A 19,060-nucleotide genomic window follows, 5' to 3' on the forward strand; every position below is an offset into this window, starting at 1 on the left:
GGTGACGACGAGGGGCTCGGGAACGACTTCCGACGAGTCCTGACGATGGGGCGCGCGCACGGGGGAAGCCGGGTTACCGTCGTCGGAACGGCTCATTCCCCGATCGCTCGTACGGAGTTTCCGGGTTGTCCCGTCCGGCGGGCGGATCCCGGGTGTGCGTCGTATCCTGCTCGGACATTCGCTGCCGAGCAGAGTCGGGCGCGTGGCGCCCCACAAGGGTGGTGGCGGGCCGACAGGGTGGGACGGCACACGGCACGACCAGGTCCGTCGCCCGCTGAAGACAGCTCGGCACCATTCCTTTGACCGCAGAGCAGCGTCCCCTTCGAGGGGGGCGACATGGCCGTTCGACTGGAGATGCACGTGGCCGGGCGCATCGAGGACTACGCACTCATCGGAGACATGCAGACCGCCGCCCTGGTCTGCCGGGACGGCACAGTCGACTGGCTGTGCCTCCCCCGCTTCGACTCCCCGGCGATCTTCGCCGGACTGCTCGGCACCGAGGAGCACGGCTTCTGGAGACTGGGCCCCGCCCACTCCGACGAGGAGGAGCCCCCCACCGCCGCACGGCGCCGCTATCGCGGAGACTCCCTGGTCCTGGAGTCGGAGTGGGAGACGACGGGCGGTTCCGTCCGCGTGACCGATTTCATGCCCCCACGCGACGGCGCCCCGCAGCTGGTGCGCGTCGTGGAGGGGCTCAGCGGCCGGGTCGAGATGCGCTCGGCACTGCGCATGCGCTTCTCGTACGGCCGGATCGTGCCGTGGGTGCACCGGGTCGGCGAGCGCCTGGTGGCGGTCGCGGGGCCGGACTCCGTGTGGTTCGACTCCACCGCCGAGACGCACGGCGAGGACCTGACGACCTACTCGGACTTCTCCGTCGGCCCCGGTGAGCGGGTCTCCTTCACCCTCTCCTGGGAGCCCTCGCACCACAGCCCGCCGGCCGTCCCGGAGCCCGAGGTGGCGCTGGCCAACACCGAGGAGTTCTGGCGCGACTGGGTCACCCAGTGCACGTACCACGGGCCGTACCGCGAGGCGGTGATCCGCTCGCTGATCACGCTGAAGGCCCTGACGTACGCCCCGACCGGCGGCATCGTCGCCGCGCCGACCACCTCGCTGCCCGAGGAGATCGGCGGCGTCCGCAACTGGGACTACCGCTTCACCTGGCTGCGCGACGCGGCGATCACCCTGTCGTCGCTGCTGCGCACCGGTTACCGCGACGAGGCCCGTGCCTGGCGTGAGTGGCTGCTGCGCGCGGTCGCCGGCGACCCGGAGAACCTGCAGATCATGTACGGCATCGCGGGCGAGCGGGAGCTGGGCGAGTCCGAACTGGACTGGCTCCCCGGCTACGAGAACTCGGCCCCGGTCCGGGTCGGCAACGGCGCCGCCGACCAGCTCCAGCTCGACGTGTACGGCGAGGTCACCGAGGCCCTGCACCTGGCTCACATGACGGGTCTGGCCCGCAACGACTACGCCTCGCTGCTCCAGCTCAAGCTGATCCGCTACCTGGAGACGCACTGGCAGGAGCCGGACGAGGGCATCTGGGAGGTCCGCGGCCCGCGCCGCCACTTCGTCCACTCCAAGGTGATGGCCTGGGTCGCCGTCGACCGCACCATCCGCCTGATCGAGGCCGGCGATGCCGAAGGCCCGCTGGAGCGGTGGCGCGAGCTGCGCGACGACATCCACCGGGACGTCTGCGAGAAGGGGTACGACCCCGAGCGGAACACCTTCACGCAGTCCTACGGCTCCGCGGAACTGGACGCCTCCCTGCTGCTGATCCCGCAGGTCGGCTTCCTGCCGCCGGACGACAAACGGGTCATCGGCACCGTCGAGGCGATCCAGCGGGAGCTGTCCACCCCGGACGGCTTCGTGCTGCGCTACCCGACCAGCGCCGGCGAGGGCCCGAGCCTGGACGGGTTGGCCGGCGAGGAGGGCGCCTTCCTGGCCTGCTCCTTCTGGCTCGCCGACGACCTGGCGATGATCGGCCGCGTGGACGAGGCCCGGAAGCTCTTCGAGAAGCTCCTCGCCCTCCGCAACGACCTCGGTCTCCTCGCCGAGGAGTGGGACCCGGTCCGCCAGCGCCAGGTGGGCAACTTCCCGCAGGCTTTCTCCCACGTCCCCCTCATCGACACCGCCCTGCGCCTGACGGCCTCGGGCGCGTACGGGGGCTGAGCCCGGCCCGCTCCGACCGCCGCCCCGGCCGTGCCCCTCGTGGTGCGGCCGGGGCGGCGGCGGGTCCGGCGGTCACCGCGCGGCGGAGCGGGACCCGGGTGATGCCGGCGGCCCGGGCCCGGTCGAAACCGGTGGTCGTCGGCCCAGGCGCAGCCGCCCCGCCGCCTCCTCGACCAGCGCCCGCGACCACCGGTGCAGCCGGTCGCCGTGGTCCTCCTCGTGCGTGTGGGGCAGCACGGTGACCGGTCGGCTGGGCGGACCGGACAGGGGAACCACCACCTCGTCGGCGTCCGCCAGCCACACGGTGGCCCGGACGCGAGTGCGGGGCCGGGCCGACGGGCGGGGCCCGTGCGCGGTCGATCTCAACCGACCGCGGGCCGGCGGGGAGGCCTGGTCCACCGAAGGGAGGACGGTGCCGTCGACGTCCAGGGGCGGGGCGGGCGTGCCGCGGCGTGCTGGAGACGCCCGAGGCGCGACAGGGAGTTGTCCGGGAGGGTGAACCGCAGGGCCTCCTCCGGCCGTTCTCCGGTACACCTGCGGGTGAATCCGGCGCGTGCGCGAGCCCCTCGATGTGCCCGCGCACTCCCGGCGCCCTGCTCCGGCGGCCCCGCACGGGGGCCTCGCGTGTGGCACACCGCACTCTCTCCCGCCGCCGCGACAGTCCCGGTGCTCCGACTCCCCGCTACGGCAAGGGTGTTGCGGGCGGCCCCGCCCGCCCTGCCGCGAGGAGCGGCACCCGTTCCGGTCCGACAGGCAGTAGCGTCCGCATCCATGGAGAACCAGGGCGCGATCACCGTGCGCGGAGCGCTGGAACTGCCGGGTCTTCGCGGCGGCCTCCCCGAGGTGCTGACCGGCGAGGACCAGCTCGACCAGCCGGTGCGGTGGGTGCACGCGGGCGAGGCCCCGAACCTGCCCGCGCTCCTCAAGGGCGGCGAGCTGCTGCTCACCACCGGCCTCGGCATCGGGCCCCGCCCCGCCGACCAGCGGACCTTCGTCCGTCAGCTCGCCGAGCGGGGCATCGCCGCCCTCGTGGTCGAACTGGGCCCCCGCTTCCCGCAGTTGCCCGCCGCTCTGGTGGACACCGCCCGGACGGCCGGGCTGCCACTGGTGCAGCTCCACCGCGAGGTCCCCTTCGTGACCGTCACCGAGCAGGTGCACACGGAGATCGTCAACAACCACTACGCCCTCCTCCAGCAGGCCGAGGAGGTCGACCGGCGCTGCACCCGCGCCCTCCTGGACGGCGGCGGCGTACCTCAGGTGCTGCGCACGCTCGCCGAGTTCGCCGCCGAGCCGGTCTTCCTGGAGACCGCCGACGGCCGCCTCCTCTACGCCGCGGCACCGCCCGGAGCCGACCGGCCGGACCCCCTCCACGTCTGGGAGGGACTGCGGGCCGGCCGTACCGCCGACCGGGACCGGACCCCGTCGGGCGCGGTCGTGGTGGACGTCCCGGGTGGTGCGGCGGCGCCGGGCGCGGCCGGGTCGGTCCGGGCCCGGCTGGTGCTGCTGCCGGTGGCCGGCCGGCTGCTGCCGGTCCACCGGCTCGCCGCGGAACGGGCCTGTGGCATCCTCGCGGTCGTCCTCATGCAGGCCCGGCAGGAGGAGGAGTTGGCGGCCCGGGGGCGCGGGGACTTCCTCCACGACCTGGCGGAGGGCCGGATCGCTCCCGAGGACGCGCCCGCGCAGGCCCGGGTCCTGGGCTTCCGGCCGGGCGAGGGGCTGATGCTGCCGGTCGTGATGCGGCTCGCCGATTCCCCGGAGGGACTCACCCCGGGCGGCGGCTGGGCGGTCCTGGTACGAGCCGTCGCCGAGGAACTCGCCACCGTGGGCGTGCCCGCGCTGCTCGGCGTGCGGCCCGTCGAGGGGCGGGTGCCGGTCCTGGCCGGGCTGCGCACCGAGGCCGAGCGCACCGCCGTGGCGGGCCGCGTCGCCGCCGCACTGCGGGCCGGGCTGGAGCGCACCGGCCTCGCCGCCTCCCCGGCCGAGGGCGCGGCGGGGCGGCGGGCCCCGGTCGTGGTGGTGGGCGGGGCGGGTGGCTGGGCCGCCGCGGCGGCGGGGCTGCGGCATGCGGCGCAGACGGCGACGGCCGCGCAGGGGCTGCCCGACCAGCCGTGGTACGACGCCCGGCGCCTCGACATCGACCTCCTGCTGTGGCGGCTGCGCGACCACCCCGACCTCGGGGCCTTCGTGGACCGCGCCGTCGGCCCGCTCCTCCGCCACGACCGCCGGGCGAAGCCGCCGCTGCTGCCGACCCTCACCGCCTACCTGGCCCACGCCGGCCGCAAGGCGGAGACCGCCCGCGAACTGCACCTCAACCGCCAGACCCTCTACAACCGCCTGGCCCGCATCGCCGAACTCCTCGGCACCGACCTCGACGACCCCCACACCGTGCTCGCCCTGAGCCTGGCCCTGCGCGCGCGGCGCCACGTGCCGTGAGGACCTGGGAGTCGAAGGTTCACGGCCCGACCTCGCCTGTCCCGGCCGGCGGGGGCCCGCCCGCCCTCAGCCGCGTGAAGGCGGTCGAGTCCGCCCGGGGCCGGCGGAGGAACCCCGCGATCTGCCGGGCGCACTCGTCCGGACTCCGGCGACCGCTGTCGCAGACGAGGTCGTAGTCCCCATGGGCGTGGACCCGCGAGAACTGCCGAGCGGCCAGACCGGCCGGACGGTCCCCCCGCGCCCGCTCCCGGCGCTCCAGTTCCGGCAGCGGGCAGTGCACCCCGACGAGGACGACGTCCTCGGGGACGAACAGGTCCAGGCAGTCCCGCAGGCGCCAGGGCTCACTCAGGACGTGGTCCACGACGATGTCGTTCCCGGCCGCCGCCATCCCGGCGACGGCACGGTGAAACCCCCTCCAGGTGCGCCTGAGGGCGGCTTCCAGCCGGTCGGGCGCCATCGCGGGCGCCGACCGCATGGCGTGGAACGCGTCGGCCGACATGACGAACCAAGGAGCGTCGAGGCGTCCGACGAGTTGCCTGGCGATGCTCGACTTCCCGGCACTCGACGTGCCGTTCAGGAACACGATCCGCCCCCGGCCCTCCGGCGGGCCGGGGTCAGAGGACGTCACGCGGGGAGGTCAGTTCGTCGTACACGCTCAGTACCTGGCCGACCGTGGCGTCCTCGCTCGGCCAGGCCGCCGCCTGCCGCAGACCCCGCCGCGCCAGCGCACGCCGTTCGGGGGCGTCGGCGAGCAGGCGCAGCACGGTCGCCGCGAGCGCGACGGAGTCGCCGTAGGGCACCAGTGCCGCGCCGTCGCCGACCAGTTCGGGGATGCCGCCGACCCGGCTGGCGACCAGCGGCACTCCGGTCACCAGGGCCTGCTGCGCCAGGACCGACCGCGCCTCCCAGCGGCTCGGCAGCACCGCGAGGTCGGCGGCGGCGATCAGCCCGGCGGCGTCGTGCCGCCTGCCGAGCAGGCGTACGGGTAGTTCCTCCGACCGGACGCGCGCCTGGAGGCCGCCCCGCTCGGGCCCCTCCCCCGCGATCACCAGGAGCGGCGGGGGCTCGGCCCGGGCCCACTCCCGCGCCGCGTCGAGGAGGGTGCCGTATCCCCGGTGCCGCTCCAGGGACCCGACCGCCACGAGCAGAGGCCGGTCCAGCGCGCCCAGTTCGGCCCTCGTCTTGTTCCGCCGCGCCGGTGCGTCGGCCGGGACCGGGCCCGGGCCGGCCTGCGGTGCGGGGAACGCGGTGGGCGCGTAACGAGCATCGCGCGCCCCTCGCCGGCGCGCCCGCAGCACCAGGTCCGAGGAAGGCGCCAGCACCACCGAGGCGGCCCTGGCGACCCGTTTCTCCAGCAGCCGCAGCAACGGGGCGCGGGCCCCCTCGGCGTACGCCCGCGTGTGCAAGGTGACGACGAGCGGAGTCCGCACCCCGCTGAGGGCGAGAGCGGCGCGCATCCCGGCGTGCAGCCCGTGCGCGTGCACCAGGTCGGCGTCCGCGCACGCCCCACGCAACGAGGCCAGCGCCGCCGGATCGCTGCTGCGGGCGACGGGGACGTGGTGGGCGCCGGCGCTCCCGAAGTCCTGGACCCGGTCGACGGCGGCCGGCGCGCACACCGTCACCCGCACCCCGCGTGCCGAGAGCCCCGCAGCCAGCGAACGCACGTGCGCGCTGCTGCCCGCGCTGCCCCCGCCGAGCACCTGGACGGTGCGCAGCGGCTGCTGCCCGAGGGCTGACGACTGGCTGCTCACGTGGCCGGTACTCCCGCTTCGGCGGATGGGGGACGGGTGCGGATCGTGCGTCACACCCCGTCAAGAATGCCAGTCCGTACGGGTGTTCCGGCACGGTGGACCCGACGGGGGCGGCACGGTGACGCGGGCATGCCGGGCCGAGATCACCCGGACGGGGGAACTCCCGGCGCAGCCACCGAAGTCCCCGGAAGCACGCGCTTGGGCCGGGATCAGCAGCTCCCACCGGCGTTGACCGCGCAGAACCCGCGCGGAAGGGCGGAGGCAGGCCGACGGCACCGCAGCGCCGCCCGGGGACCGGAGCAGGGCCACTCATCCTCGTGAGGGCAAGGCGGACACCTTCCGCGCGTCCGGCGAACGTCCCGACGCCCCCGCCCCCGCCCCCGCCCCACGCGAGGAAGACCCCCAATCCCCGTCACCGCCACCGCTTGACCATCACCTGCTCCCTGCTCACCCCGTCCCCCAACAGCTCCCCCAGCTCCCCCGAGGCGACGAACCCGTTCCGCAGATACAACGCGACGGCGGCCTCGTTCCCTGGCACCACCGCCAGCCGCAGCGACCCCGCTCCGGCCTCCCGGGCCCAGACTTCGACGGCCTCCACCAGCAGGTCCCCCACGCCCCGCCCCCGGACGCGCGGACTGACCCACACCGACCTCAGCTCGTACGTGCCGCCCGGCCCGGGCAGCCCGGCGGCCATGCCGACGGTGCGGCCGTCCAGCACGGCGACGAGGTTGCGGGCGCCGGGCACGGTCAGGCGGGTACGCCAGCGCTGTTCCCCGCCGTGGTGCCAGTCCGCCAGGCCCGCTCTGAAGGCGTGCGGGGCCTCTCCCAGCGCGGCCAGGCGGGCCTGTCGCCACACCGGCCAGTCGTCCTCCGACGCGAGGACCCGCAGCTCCACCATGGTTCCGATTCTGGCGCGGCCGCTCCCGGCCGTCCAGGTTCGGTTCCGGAACGCGACCGCGGCCGGCAGGCTTCCGACGCGAAGGGCCCGGACCTCCGCATCGGAAGTCCGGGCCCTCGCGCCGGGAAACGTACCGGGGACCTACAGCTGGCCCTCTCCGTGGGCCGCCGCGAGCAGTTCCTCCGCGTGCGCCCGCGCCGACTCCGAGTCCTCCTGGCCGGCCAGCATCCGGGAGAGTTCGCGGACCCGGTCCTCGCCCTCCAGGACTTTCACTCCGCTGCGCGTGACCGACCCGTCGTTGGTCTTCTCCACCAGCAGTTGCCGGTCGGCGAAGGCCGCGACCTGCGGCAGGTGGGTGACGACCACGACCTGCGCCGACCGCGCGAGCCGCGCGAGCCTGCGCCCCACCTCGACCGCCGCCTTGCCGCCGACCCCGGCGTCGACCTCGTCGAAGAGATAGGTGGGCACCGGGTCCGAGCCGGCGAACACCACCTCGACCGCGAGCATCACCCGCGACAGCTCGCCGCCGGACGCGCCCTTGGCGATGGGCCTGGGCGGGGCGCCGGGGTGCGGGGCGAGCAGCAGCTCGACCTCGTCGACACCGGTCGGCCCGTAGGCGAGGAAGCGGCCGTCCACCTCGACGCCGTCGCCGTCCGGGGCGATCTCGGTGTCCCGGAGGTCGAAGCTGACCCGGGCGTGCGGCATCGCGAGGGAGGCCAGTTCGGTGGTGACGTCCTCCGCGAACCGTTCGGCGGAGTCACGCCGGGCCCGCGTCAACCGCTGGGCCAGCGCGCCCAGTTCGGCCCGGACCGCGTCGCGCTCGGCGGTCAGCTCGGTGATCCGGTCGTCGTCGTTGTCCAGCTCTGCGAGGCGGGCGGCGCCCTGCTCGGCCCAGGCGAGGACAGCGCCGATGTCCTCGCCGTACTTCCTGGTCAACTGGGTGAGCGAGGCCCGGCGCTCCTCGACGGCGGCGAGACGGAGCGGGTCGGCGTCCAGGTTGTCTGCGTACCCGGCCAGCTCCCCGGCGACGTCACCGAGGAGGATCGCCACCTCCCCGAGCCGGTCGGCGAGAGCGGCCAGCCGCGGATCGTGGGCCCGTACCGCCTCCAGCGCGCGCTGTGCCCCCGAGACGAGGGTGCCGGCGTCGGGGCTCTCCAGGTCCTCCGGGTCGTCGGCCAGGGCGGTGTGCCCGGTGGCCGCGGCCGCCGCCAGGGCCTCCGCGTGGCCCAGCCGCTCGGCCTCGGCGGCCAGTTCGGCGTCCTCGCCGGGGAGCGGCTCCACCGCGGAGATCTCCTCCAGGCCGAACCGCAGCAGGTCCGCCTCCTGGGCCCGCTCCCGGGCCCGCGTGGTGATCTCCTCCAGCTCGGCGACGACCGTCCGCAGCCGCCGGTACGCCTCGCCGTACGCGGCCAGCGGTACGGAGACCGCCTCCCCCGCGTACCGGTCCAGGGCCTGGCGCTGGCGCCCGGGCTTCAGCAGGCCCTGCTGGTCGGTCTGGCCGTGCACGGCCACCAGTTCGTCGGCGAGTTCGGCGAGCAGCCCCACCGGCACCGACCGGCCACCGAGGTGGGCGCGCGAACGCCCCTCGGCCGAGACGGTTCTGCTGATCAGCAGCGCGCCGTCGTCCAGCTCGGCGCCCGCTTCCCCGGCCCGCGTGAGCACCGGCGCGTCCGGGGGCAGTGCGAGCCGCCCCTCGACCACCGCGGACTTGGCGCCGATGCGGACCAGCGCCGCGTCGGCGCGTCCACCCAGCAGCAGCCCCAGGCTCGTGACGACCATGGTCTTGCCCGCGCCGGTCTCGCCGGTCACGGCGGTGAACCCGGGCGACAACTCGACGACGGCGTCATCGATGACCCCGAGCGACCGTATCCGCATCTCCTCCAACACGCTCACGACCATACGAGGTTTCCGCGCCGCCGTGCGACGCCGCCCCCGCCCGCGAGCCCCCGGGACCGCCCCCGAAGGCTCTGCGGGCGGCCCCCGGAGGGTTGCGGATTCAGCGCGGCGCGCCCCGCCAGCCGGACACCGGAAGCGCGAACTTCGCCACCAGCCGGTCGGTGAACGAGGCGTGGTGCAGCCTGGCCAGCCGCACCGGGACGGCTCCCCGCCGGACCTCGACCCGGGCGCCGGGCGGCAGCTCCACGGTGCGGCGGCCGTCGCACCACAGCACACCGTGCGGGGTGTTGTGCTGCACCTCGACGGCGAGTACCGAATCGGGTGACGTCACGAGCGGCTTGGCGAACAGGGCGTGGGCGCTGATCGGCACCATCAGCAACGCCTCCACCTCCGGCCACACCACGGGCCCCCCGGCCGAGAAGGCGTACGCCGTCGAACCGGTCGGAGTGGCGCAGACGATGCCGTCGCAGCCGAATCCGGTGACGGGACGGCCGTCGATCTCCAGGACGACTTCGAGGATGCGCTCGGGCGACACCTTCTGCACGGCAGCCTCGTTGAGCGCCCAGTCGGTGTGGACGACGGTGCCGTTGTTGTGCACGGCCACGTCGACCGTCATCCGCTCCTCCACCTCGTAGGAGCGGCTCACCACCCGGTCGACCACCCGGTCGAGGTCGTCCCGCTCGGCCTCGGCGAGGAAGCCGACCCGGCCGAGGTTGACACCGAGCATGGGTACTCCCGAGGCGCGGGCGAACTCCGCGCCGCGCAGCAGGGTCCCGTCCCCGCCGAGCACGATCAGCAGCTCACAGCCGTCGAGCGCCGCGGGCGTGGCCTCGTCGACGAGCACCACCTCCGGGGGCAGCGGCAGATCGGCCGCCTCCGCCCGCAGGACACGCACGCCCAGACCGGACCGGAGCAGGCCCTGCACCACCAGCTCCGCGCTGCGGATCGCGGCCGGGCGGCCGGTGTGCGCGAGGAGGAAGACCGTCCGCCCCTCCCCGGCACCCGGTCCGCCCGGACCGGCCGGCTCTTCGGCTCCCCCTGTCCCCGCCGTGTCCTCCTCGGTCACCTCGGCCCCTCCCTCACTGCGCGGTCGACATCTGCCGGATCGAGCGCGGGCGCCCCGGCCCGCAGCCACAGAAAGTACTCGACGTTCCCGGACGGGCCGGGCAACGGACTGGCGGTCACGCCGAGCACTCCGAGGCCGAGCTCGGCGGCGTGCCCGGCGACGGTACGCACCGCCTCCGCCCGCAGCTGGGTGCTGCGCACGACGCCACCACTGCCCAACCGCTCCCTACCCACCTCGAACTGCGGCTTCACCATCAGCACGAGATCGGCGTCAGGACGGGTGCAGGCGACGAGGGCGGGCAGGACGAGGCCCAGCGGGATGAACGAAAGGTCGCCGACGACCAGATCGACCGGCTCCCCGTCGATGGCGTCCAGGGTCAGCTCCCGCACGTTGGTGCGGTCCTTGACCACCACCCGCTCGTCGCTCTGCAGGGACCAGGCGAGCTGCCCGTACCCCACGTCCACGGCGACCACCTGCGCGGCGCCCGCCCGCAGCAGCACGTCGGTGAACCCGCCGGTGGACGCCCCCGCGTCCAGCGCCCTGCGCCCCCGCACTGCCAGGCCGCCGGGCACGAACGCCTCCAGGGCCCCGGCCAGCTTGTGGCCGCCCCGCGACACGTAGTCGGGGTCGTGCTCGTCGGCGGCCACCACGACCGCCGCCGAGGTCGCGACCTGGGTGGCGGGCTTGGTCGCGGTGGCGCCCCCGACGGTCACCCGCCCGGCAGCGATCAGCTGGCTGGCGTGCTCACGGGAACGCGCGAGTTTACGGCGCACCAGCTCAGCGTCGAGGCGGCGACGGGCCACTCCTGCCACGGTCGGTTCAGCTCCTGAGGTCGTACGGAATCAGTGGGCGCGGCCCGCGGAGCCGTCAGGCCGGGCGGGCGGGGGCGCCGTGGGCCCCGGGGGTGCGTCGAGCGCGTCCAGCGCCGCCCGCAGTCCTTGGTGTACATCCTCGTACACGGTGAGGTGGCCTTCGGTCGCGAGGTGGTCGACATCGCCGAGCCGCCCCAGCGCCGCGTCCACCTGCCGCTCCCCGGTTCCCTCCCGGACCAGCCCCAGCGGCGCGGGGCCGGCCGGCGCCGGCGCCGCGTCCCCGGGCAGGCCGGAGGTCTCACCGGGCCGGCCGGCGCCCTGCCCGACAGGGCCGCTGCCGTGCACCGGCCCGTACTCGTCCGTGCCGTCGTCCATGCCCCGACGCTACCGCGTCAGCCTGCGATAACGTCAGCGCCGATGGCAACGACGCAAGAGTGCCGCGCGGCACTGGACAGACTCTCCGACCAGTTGGCGGCCGCCTCCCCCGAGGTCCGTTCCGCGGCGGCCCTCGACCGCTCGGTGAGCTGCCACCTCAAGGACTTGGACGTGACGTTCACCGGCCGGCTCTGCCCCGGCGGCATCGAGGTGACCGGCACCCTGGCCGGAGCGCACCCGGGCCCGGAACGCTCCGACGCCCATCGGCAGAAGGCGGCCATCCGGCTGACGGCGACCGGCGACGACCTGGTCGCCCTCGTCGACGGCGAACTCGACTTCGCCCACGCCTGGGCCGCCCGCCGCCTCACCCTCGACGCCGGCTTCCGTGACCTCCTGACCCTCCGAAAACTTCTCTGACCCGTACGAGGACGCGGCACGGCCCAGTCCCCGAGCCTTCCAGGGCCCGGGCCGACCCAGGCCGAGCCCCGGCCCGCCCCAGCCTGGTCAGCCCTGGCCAGGCTCGTCAGGCTCGTCAGGCTCGTCAGGCTCGTCAGGCGGCAGCCTGCCGGATCTCACCACCCCAACCGCTCCAGCGCCTTCCCCGCGTCCAGCACGAAGCGACCAGCCCCGGCCGCGCTCCAGGCGGCCCCGCACAGAGCCCTCAGCCCGTCCAGGGGTTCCCCGTCCCCTTCGACGAGGACCTCACCCCCGGCGACCCGCGCGAGCACGTCCCCGCACCGGAAACCGTCCCCGTCCACCTCCACAGGCGGCTGCCCGCTGAGCAGCCCCCGCAGGTCCGCGTCGACGTACGTCGGCCGGTGCTCCGGCGGGGCCGCGAGCAGCTCTGCCGGACCAGTGACCCCGGTCAGCACCAGCAGCGAGTCCACACCTCCGTTGAAGGCGCCCTCGATGTCCGTGTCCAGCCGGTCCCCCACGACCAGCGGCCGGTCCGCCCCCGTCCGCAGCACCGTCTCGCGGTGCATGGGCGGCAACGGCTTGCCCGCCACCTGCGGGACGGCACCGGTCGCGATCCGTACGACCTCGACCGCGGCCCCGTTGCCCGGGGCGATGCCCCGCCCGCTGGGGATGGTCAGGTCCGTGTTCGAGGCGAACCACGGCACGCCCCGGGCCACGGCGTACGCTGCTTCCGCCAAGCGCCCCCAGGGCATGTCCGGCCCTCCGTACCCCTGCGCGACCGCCGCCGGTTCGTCGTCCACCGATTCGACCGGCACCAGCCCACGCTCACGCAGCGCGACCCGCAGCCCCTCCCCGCCGACGACCAGGACCCGGGCGCCCTGCGGCACCTGCTCGGCGATGAGACGCGCTACCGCCTGCGCGGAGTTGATGACCTCCCCGGCCACCGTCGGGATGCCGAGGTCGGTGAGGTGCGCGGCCACCGTCTCCGGAGTGCGGAGGGCGTTGTTGGTCACGTAGGCGAGCTTCATCCCGGTCTCCCTGGCCGCCGCCAGGGAGTCGACCGCGAACGCGATGGCGTCGCCGCCCGCGTACACCACTCCGTCCAGGTCCAGGAGGGCCGTGTCGTACTGCTCGCTCAGGGGCCGTGCGGCACCCAGTGGTGCCGTACGGGGGGTGTCGCTCATCGCGCGTGTGCTCCTTCGTCCTCGGTTCCCCCCGATCATCGCGCATCACGACGAGGCGCATACCATGCACGAATGACCACTGCCGGGCCCACCCCCAACGGACTGCACCTGGAACCGTTCCAGGGCACCCGCTACCGCCTGGACAGGGTGAACAGCCTCGCGGCGGTGACCTCACCTCCGTACGACGTCGTGGTCCGCCCGGACGGCCTCCTCCACCTGGAGTCGGCCGACCCCCACAACATCGTCCGGCTGATCCTTCCGCAGGGCGACACCCGCGAGGGCGCCGACCGCCGCGCCGCCGACACGCTCGCGGAGTGGCTGGCCTCGGGCATCCTCGTACAGGACGAGAAGCCTGCCCTGTACGTCTACGAGCAGCACAAGGGCAAACTCCTGCAGCGCGGCGTCATCGGCAGCCTTCTCCTGTCGCCACCGGCGGAGGGTGTCGTCCTGCCGCACGAGGACGTCATGCCGCACATCGTCGAGGAACGCGCGGCACTTCTCCGGGCGACTGCCGCCAACCTGGAGCCTCTGCTGCTCAGTTACCGGAGCGAGCCCGGGTCCAGCGATACCGGGGACGTCATCGACCGGACCGTCCAACTTCCTCCTCTCCTCTCGACTACCACGGAGGACGGCTTCTGCCACCGCCTGTGGTCGGTCACGGACCCCATGGAGATCGCCGCCGTCCAGCAGGACCTGGGTGGGCACCAGGCGCTGATCGCCGACGGCCACCACCGCTGGGCGACCTCGCTGCGCATCCGTGCGGAGCACCCGGCCCCCAGCCCGTGGGACTACGGCCTGGTTCTGCTGGTCGACTCCACACGCCACCCCCTTCAGGTGCGCGCGATTCACCGCCTCCTGCATCACCTCTCTCCTTCGTCCGCGCTCTCGGCGCTCACTGGCTCCTTCCGTGTCCGCCGCATCGAGGGCTCCTTGGCGGCGGCCATGGAAGCCCTGTCAGCAGCGTCGGCCGAGGGCACCGCATTCGTCCTCGCCGGGGACGGTTTCCATCTGGTCGATCGGCCGGACCAGGCCCTCCTCGACCGGACCGTGCCCCGCGACCGGCCAGAGCTCTGGCGAACCCTCGACGCGACCGTCCTGCATTCCACACTCATCGACGACCTGTGGCAGATCCCGGACTCGTCCCAGCACATCGCCTACATCCACGACACCGCCGCCGCCGTCGAGCAGGCGGAACGCAACGGAGGAACGGCGGTGCTGATGCATCCCGTGCAGGAGGAAGTGGTCCGCGACCTGGCCAGGCAGGGCGTGATGATGCCTCGCAAGTCCACCTCCTTCGGCCCGAAACCCGCCACAGGTCTCGTTTTCCGCACCCTCCTCCCTTAGCTGTCGATCCGACCCCTCACGGACGGTGCGCAACCGCTCCATCACAGACTGTGTATATGCCGAACGGGCGGGGCTCCTTCCGGAGTTCCCGCCCGCTCGACTTTCTCTTCGATTATTTTCCGCGCGGGATCAGCCCTGGTCAGAGCCGTCCTTGCGCGGTTCGCCGGACTCGGCCGGGCTGGCGGCCTCGTCAGCGTCCGCGCTTTCGGCCTCGGCGTCGGGCGCCTGGTCAGCATCGGTCTCGGCGTCCGCCTCGGCCTCGGCCTCGGCGGTGCCCAGCTCGGTGTCAGCGGTGCTCTCGGTGTCCTCGGAGTCGTCGAGCGCGTCCACGAACTCCACCCCGTCCAGTTCCGCGAGCCGGTCGGAGGCGTCTGTGGCGCCGTCCTTGTCGGATTCGGCGGCCTTGGCGAACCACTCACGTGCCTCGTCCTCGCGACCAGCGGCGAGCAGAGCATCCGCGTACGCGTAGCGCAGTCGCGCCGTCCACGGCTGCACGGAGTTCGATGCGAGCTCCGGGCTCTGGAGCGTCACGATCGCGGCGTCCAACTGGTCCATGTCCCGTCGAGCGCCAGCAGCGACCAGGCGCATCTCGACCTGGCCCGCCTTGTCGAGACGACGGACCTCGGGCTCGCCGGCCATCGCCAGCGCCCGCTCAGGACGCCCCATGCCCCGCTCGCAGTCGGCCATGACCGGCCACAGTTCCGCACTGCCCGTCATCCGGCGGGCCGCACGGAACTCGGCGAGCGCCTCGGAGTACTTCTGGTTGGCGTACGCGGCGAACCCGGCCGCTTCGCGCACGGCGGCGACGCGCGAGGCCAGCCGCAGGGCGATCCGGGAGTAGGCGTACGCCTCCTCGGGCTCCTCGTCAATGAGACGCGCGACCATCACGAGGTTGCGGGCGACGTCGTCGGCGAGCGTCTTCGGCAGACTCAGCAGCTCCTGCCGCACGTCCTTGTCGATCTCGTCGCCCGTGACGTCCTCGGGGATCGGCAGCCGCTTGATCGGCTCGCGCTCGCGGTCGTCGTCGCGGCCCCGGTAGCCACCGCTGCGGTCGTCGCGTCCGCGATAGCCGCCACGGTCGTCCCGGTCGTCACGCCGGAAACCGGGGCGCCCCCCGTCACGGTCGCCACGCCCCTGGAACCCGCCACCACGCCGGTCACCGCCACGGTCATCCCGGCGGAAGCCTCCACGGTCTCCGTCCCGACGGTCATCGCGTCGGTCGTTGTCGCGGCGGAAGGCCGGGCGGTCACCGCCACGGTCGTCCCGGCGGAACCCGCCGCGCTCGCCACGGTCGCGGTCGTCCCGGCGGGGGCCGTCGTTGCGGTCGTCACGCCGGAACGGCGGACGCCCACCACGGTCGTCCCGATCATCACGCCGGAAACCGCCACGGTCATCGCGACGGAAGCCCCCACGGTCGCCGTCCCGACGGTCATTGTCACGGCGGAAGGCCGGGCGGTCACCGCCACGGTCATCCCGGCGGAAGCCTCCACGGTCGCCGTCCCGACGGTCGTCGCGTCGGTCGTTGTCACGGCGGAAGGCCGGGCGGTCACCGCCACGGTCATCGCGACGGAAGCCCCCACGGTCTCCGTCCCGACGGTCATCGCGTCGGTCGTTGTCGCGGCGGAAGGCCGGGCGGTCACCGCCACGGTCGTCCCGGCGGAACCCGCCGCGCTCGCCACGGTCGCGGTCGTCCCGGCGGGGGCCGTCGTTGCGGTCGTCACGCCGGAACGGCGGACGCCCACCACGGTCATCGCGGCGGAAGCCTCCACGGTCTCCGTCCCGACGGTCGTCACGTCGGTCGTTGTCGCGGCGGAAGGCCGGGCGGTCACCGCCACGGTCATCGCGACGGAAGCCTCCACGGTCTCCGTCCCGACGGTCATCGCGTCGGTCGTTGTCGCGGCGGAAGGCCGGGCGGTCACCGCCACGGTCGTCCCGGCGGAACCCGCCGCGCTCGCCACGGTCGCGGTCGTCCCGGCGGGGGCCGTCGTTGCGGTCGTCACGCCGGAACGGCGGACGCCCACCACGGTCATCGCGATCATCACGCCGGAAACCGCCGCGGTCACCGCGGTCGTCACGTCGGTCGTTGTCACGGCGGAAGGCCGGGCGGTCACCGCCACGGTCATCCCGGCGGAAGCCTCCACGGTCGCCGTCCCGACGGTCGTCACGTCGGTCGTTGTCGCGACGGAAGGCCGGGCGGTCACCGCCACGGTCATCACGCCTGCCCGAGCCGGCGCGGTCGTTGTCGCGACGCGGCCCGCCGCGGTACCCGCCCCGGTCGCCGCCTCCTTGCCGACGCTGGTCGCGCTCCGGCCGGTCGTCGGAAGAGTTGGTGGACATCCGTGACTCCTGTCTTCGGTACCGCAAGTCATTCTCGCGCAACCGGTGTTCCGGCGCGCTTCGGCAAAACAAAAAAGGACCTGTGGTCCCCAGCATGAACGCTGGGGACCACAGGTCCTCAAAGATTGTTCGGCGGCGTCCTACTCTCCCACAGGGTCCCCCCTGCAGTACCATCGGCGCTGTGAGGCTTAGCTTCCGGGTTCGGAATGTAACCGGGCGTTTCCCTCACGCTATGACCACCGAAACCCTTTCAGATTCCCCGCCGGAGCGAGGAAAGAACAGGGCAGCGAACAAGCACACTATTCAATTGAGTAGTGCAGCCGTTCAGCCGGCACAACCGTTCGTTATCTGAGAACAAACACAGTGGACGCGAGCAACTGAGGACAAGCCCTCGGCCTATTAGTACCGGTCAACTCCACCCCTTACAGGGCTTCCATATCCGGCCTATCAACCCAGTCGTCTACTGGGAGCCTTACCCTCTCAAGGAGGTGGGAATACTCATCTCGAAGCAGGCTTCCCGCTTAGATGCTTTCAGCGGTTATCCCTCCCGAACGTAGCCAACCAGCCATGCCCTTGGCAGAACAACTGGCACACCAGAGGTTCGTCCGTCCCGGTCCTCTCGTACTAGGGACAGCCCTTCTCAATATTCCTACGCGCACAGCGGATAGGGACCGAACTGTCTCACGACGTTCTAAACCCAGCTCGCGTACCGCTTTAATGGGCGAACAGCCCAACCCTTGGGACCGACTCCAGCCCCAGGATGCGACGAGCCGACATCGAGGTGCCAAACCATCCCGTCGATATGGACTCTTGGGGAAGATCAGCCTGTTATCCCCGGGGTACCTTTTATCCGTTGAGCGACGGCGCTTCCACAAGCCACCGCCGGATCACTAGTCCCGACTTTCGTCCCTGCTCGACCCGTCGGTCTCACAGTCAAGCTCCCTTGTGCACTTACACTCAACACCTGATTACCAACCAGGCTGAGGGAACCTTTGGGCGCCTCCGTTACTCTTTAGGAGGCAACCGCCCCAGTTAAACTACCCATCAGACACTGTCCCTGATCCGGATCACGGACCCAGGTTAGACATCCAGCACGACCAGAGTGGTATTTCAACGACGACTCCACACACACTGGCGTGCATGCTTCACAGTCTCCCACCTATCCTACACAAGCCGAACCGAACACCAATATCAAACTGTAGTAAAGGTCCCGGGGTCTTTCCGTCCTGCTGCGCGAAACGAGCATCTTTACTCGTAATGCAATTTCACCGGGCCTATGGTTGAGACAGTCGAGAAGTCGTTACGCCATTCGTGCAGGTCGGAACTTACCCGACAAGGAATTTCGCTACCTTAGGATGGTTATAGTTACCACCGCCGTTTACTGGCGCTTAAGTTCTCAGCTTCGCCACACCGAAATGTGACTAACCGGTCCCCTTAACGTTCCAGCACCGGGCAGGCGTCAGTCCGTATACATCGCCTTACGGCTTCGCACGGACCTGTGTTTTTAGTAAACAGTCGCTTCTCGCTGGTCTCTGCGGCCACACCCAGCTCACCGAGAAAATCGGATCACCAGACATGGCCCCCCTTCTCCCGAAGTTACGGGGGCATTTTGCCGAGTTCCTTAACCATAGTTCACCCGAACGCCTCGGTATTCTCTACCTGACCACCTGAGTCGGTTTAGGGTACGGGCCGCCATGAAACTCGCTAGAGGCTTTTCTCGACAGCATAGGATCATCCACTTCACCACAATCGGCTCGGCATCAGGTCTCAGACACAAGCCAGGCGGATTTACCTACCTGACGTCCTACACCCTTACCCCGGGACAACCACCGCCCGGGATGGACTACCTTCCTGCGTCACCCCATCACTCACCTACTACCAGCTCGGGTCACCGGCTCCACCACTTTCCATCCCCCGAAGGGTCCGGAACGGCTTCACGGGCTTAGCATCACTGGATTCAATGTTTGACGCTTCACAGCGGGTACCGGAATATCAACCGGTTATCCATCGACTACGCCTGTCGGCCTCGCCTTAGGTCCCGACTTACCCTGGGCAGATCAGCTTGACCCAGGAACCCTTAGTCAATCGGCGCACACGTTTCTCACGTGTGAATCGCTACTCATGCCTGCATTCTCACTCGTGAACCGTCCACAACTCGCTTCCACGGCTGCTTCACCCGGCACACGACGCTCCCCTACCCATCACAGCGGGCGTTGGCCCTCATGCTGCAATGACACGACTTCGGCGGTACGCTTGAGCCCCGCTACATTGTCGGCGCGGAATCACTAGACCAGTGAGCTATTACGCACTCTTTCAAGGGTGGCTGCTTCTAAGCCAACCTCCTGGTTGTCTCTGCGACTCCACATCCTTTCCCACTTAGC

The 19,060-nt window shown here is 72.1% G+C and carries 14 protein-coding genes and 2 rRNA genes (1 of these 16 running past the window's edge); 4 read left to right on the plus strand and 12 right to left on the minus strand.

Going from position 1 to position 19,060, the window contains the following annotated elements:
• Positions 1–336: 336 nt before the first annotated feature.
• A complete protein-coding gene (locus tag ACSLIC_RS03965) occupies positions 337–2,166 on the plus strand; it encodes a glycoside hydrolase family 15 protein (RefSeq protein ID WP_436736274.1) in 1,830 nt (609 codons plus the stop codon).
• A gap of 771 nt (positions 2,167–2,937) precedes the next feature.
• The gene (locus tag ACSLIC_RS03970; RefSeq protein ID WP_436736275.1) at positions 2,938–4,599 is read left to right on the plus strand and encodes a PucR family transcriptional regulator; all 1,662 of its coding nucleotides are present in this window, start codon (positions 2,938–2,940) and stop codon (positions 4,597–4,599) included.
• A gap of 19 nt (positions 4,600–4,618) precedes the next feature.
• Here the strand turns inward: ACSLIC_RS03970 and ACSLIC_RS03975 are convergent, their stop codons facing one another.
• The 7 genes from ACSLIC_RS03975 to ACSLIC_RS04005 form a co-directional block, all read right to left on the minus strand.
• A complete protein-coding gene (locus tag ACSLIC_RS03975; RefSeq protein ID WP_436736276.1) occupies positions 4,619–5,227 on the minus strand; it encodes a chloramphenicol phosphotransferase CPT family protein in 609 nt (202 codons plus the stop codon).
• The gene (locus ACSLIC_RS03980) at positions 5,214–6,350 is read right to left on the minus strand and encodes a glycosyltransferase family 4 protein (RefSeq protein WP_436736277.1); all 1,137 of its coding nucleotides are present in this window, start codon (positions 6,348–6,350) and stop codon (positions 5,214–5,216) included. The genes ACSLIC_RS03975 and ACSLIC_RS03980 overlap by 14 nt, the downstream gene beginning before the upstream one ends.
• 412 nt (positions 6,351–6,762) lie before the next feature.
• Positions 6,763–7,248, minus strand: a complete 486-nt coding sequence (locus ACSLIC_RS03985; protein ID WP_436736278.1) for an N-acetyltransferase family protein — start codon at positions 7,246–7,248, stop codon at positions 6,763–6,765.
• Between the two features lie 141 nt (positions 7,249–7,389).
• A complete protein-coding gene (gene recN / locus ACSLIC_RS03990) occupies positions 7,390–9,147 on the minus strand; it encodes a DNA repair protein RecN (protein ID WP_436736279.1) in 1,758 nt (585 codons plus the stop codon).
• A 97-nt stretch (positions 9,148–9,244) separates the two neighbouring features.
• Positions 9,245–10,210 carry an NAD kinase gene (locus ACSLIC_RS03995; RefSeq protein ID WP_436736280.1) on the minus strand — a complete coding sequence of 322 codons (966 nt, stop codon included), beginning with the start codon at positions 10,208–10,210 and terminating at the stop codon, positions 9,245–9,247.
• Entirely contained in the window at positions 10,207–11,022 is an 816-nt protein-coding gene (locus ACSLIC_RS04000) for a TlyA family RNA methyltransferase (protein WP_436736281.1), read from the minus strand. Before ACSLIC_RS04000 ends, ACSLIC_RS03995 begins: the two co-directional genes overlap by 4 nt.
• 30 nt (positions 11,023–11,052) lie before the next feature.
• Entirely contained in the window at positions 11,053–11,397 is a 345-nt protein-coding gene (locus ACSLIC_RS04005) for a hypothetical protein (protein WP_436736282.1), read from the minus strand.
• Between the two features lie 42 nt (positions 11,398–11,439).
• On the opposite strand from ACSLIC_RS04005, the gene ACSLIC_RS04010 reads away from it, so the two are divergent.
• Positions 11,440–11,814, plus strand: coding sequence for a sterol-binding protein (locus tag ACSLIC_RS04010; RefSeq protein WP_436736283.1), 375 nt, complete (start codon positions 11,440–11,442; stop codon positions 11,812–11,814).
• Between the two features lie 155 nt (positions 11,815–11,969).
• On the opposite strand, the gene ACSLIC_RS04015 is transcribed toward ACSLIC_RS04010, so the two are convergent.
• Entirely contained in the window at positions 11,970–12,998 is a 1,029-nt protein-coding gene (locus ACSLIC_RS04015) for an HAD hydrolase-like protein (protein ID WP_436736284.1), read from the minus strand.
• A 72-nt stretch (positions 12,999–13,070) separates the two neighbouring features.
• On the opposite strand from ACSLIC_RS04015, the gene ACSLIC_RS04020 reads away from it, so the two are divergent.
• Complete coding sequence (locus ACSLIC_RS04020) at positions 13,071–14,342, plus strand: DUF1015 family protein (protein WP_436736285.1); 1,272 nt, start codon at positions 13,071–13,073, stop codon at positions 14,340–14,342.
• Between the two features lie 129 nt (positions 14,343–14,471).
• On the opposite strand, the gene ACSLIC_RS04025 is transcribed toward ACSLIC_RS04020, so the two are convergent.
• The 4 genes from ACSLIC_RS04025 to ACSLIC_RS04040 form a co-directional block, all read right to left on the minus strand.
• Positions 14,472–15,290, minus strand: a complete 819-nt coding sequence (locus ACSLIC_RS04025) for a hypothetical protein (protein WP_436736286.1) — start codon at positions 15,288–15,290, stop codon at positions 14,472–14,474.
• Complete coding sequence (locus ACSLIC_RS04030; protein WP_436736287.1) at positions 15,272–16,555, minus strand: hypothetical protein; 1,284 nt, start codon at positions 16,553–16,555, stop codon at positions 15,272–15,274. Before ACSLIC_RS04030 ends, ACSLIC_RS04025 begins: the two co-directional genes overlap by 19 nt.
• A gap of 251 nt (positions 16,556–16,806) precedes the next feature.
• Positions 16,807–16,923 (minus strand): 5S ribosomal RNA (gene rrf / locus ACSLIC_RS04035).
• 135 nt (positions 16,924–17,058) lie between these two features.
• A 23S ribosomal RNA gene (locus tag ACSLIC_RS04040) occupies positions 17,059–19,060 on the minus strand; it runs 1,120 nt beyond the window's last position.

The sequence above is a fragment of the Streptomyces sp. BBFR102 genome (assembly GCF_051397025.1).
In the GTDB taxonomy this organism is placed as follows: Bacteria; Actinomycetota; Actinomycetes; order Streptomycetales; family Streptomycetaceae; genus Streptomyces.

Excerpts from the sequence above, each read along its gene's own strand:
- ACSLIC_RS03965 (WP_436736274.1), top strand. The coding sequence starts at position 337 with ATGGCCGTTCGACTGGAGATGCACGTGGCCGGGCGCATCGAGGACTAC.
- ACSLIC_RS03970 (WP_436736275.1), top strand. The coding sequence starts at position 2,938 with ATGGAGAACCAGGGCGCGATCACCGTGCGCGGAGCGCTGGAACTGCCG.
- ACSLIC_RS03985 (WP_436736278.1), bottom strand. The coding sequence starts at position 7,248 with ATGGTGGAGCTGCGGGTCCTCGCGTCGGAGGACGACTGGCCGGTGTGG.
- recN (WP_436736279.1), bottom strand. The coding sequence starts at position 9,147 with ATGGTCGTGAGCGTGTTGGAGGAGATGCGGATACGGTCGCTCGGGGTC.
- ACSLIC_RS04005 (WP_436736282.1), bottom strand. The coding sequence starts at position 11,397 with ATGGACGACGGCACGGACGAGTACGGGCCGGTGCACGGCAGCGGCCCT.
- ACSLIC_RS04010 (WP_436736283.1), top strand. The coding sequence starts at position 11,440 with ATGGCAACGACGCAAGAGTGCCGCGCGGCACTGGACAGACTCTCCGAC.
- ACSLIC_RS04015 (WP_436736284.1), bottom strand. The coding sequence starts at position 12,998 with ATGAGCGACACCCCCCGTACGGCACCACTGGGTGCCGCACGGCCCCTG.
- ACSLIC_RS04020 (WP_436736285.1), top strand. The coding sequence starts at position 13,071 with ATGACCACTGCCGGGCCCACCCCCAACGGACTGCACCTGGAACCGTTC.
- ACSLIC_RS04030 (WP_436736287.1), bottom strand. The coding sequence starts at position 16,555 with ATGACCGTGGCGGTGACCGCCCGGCCTTCCGTCGCGACAACGACCGAC.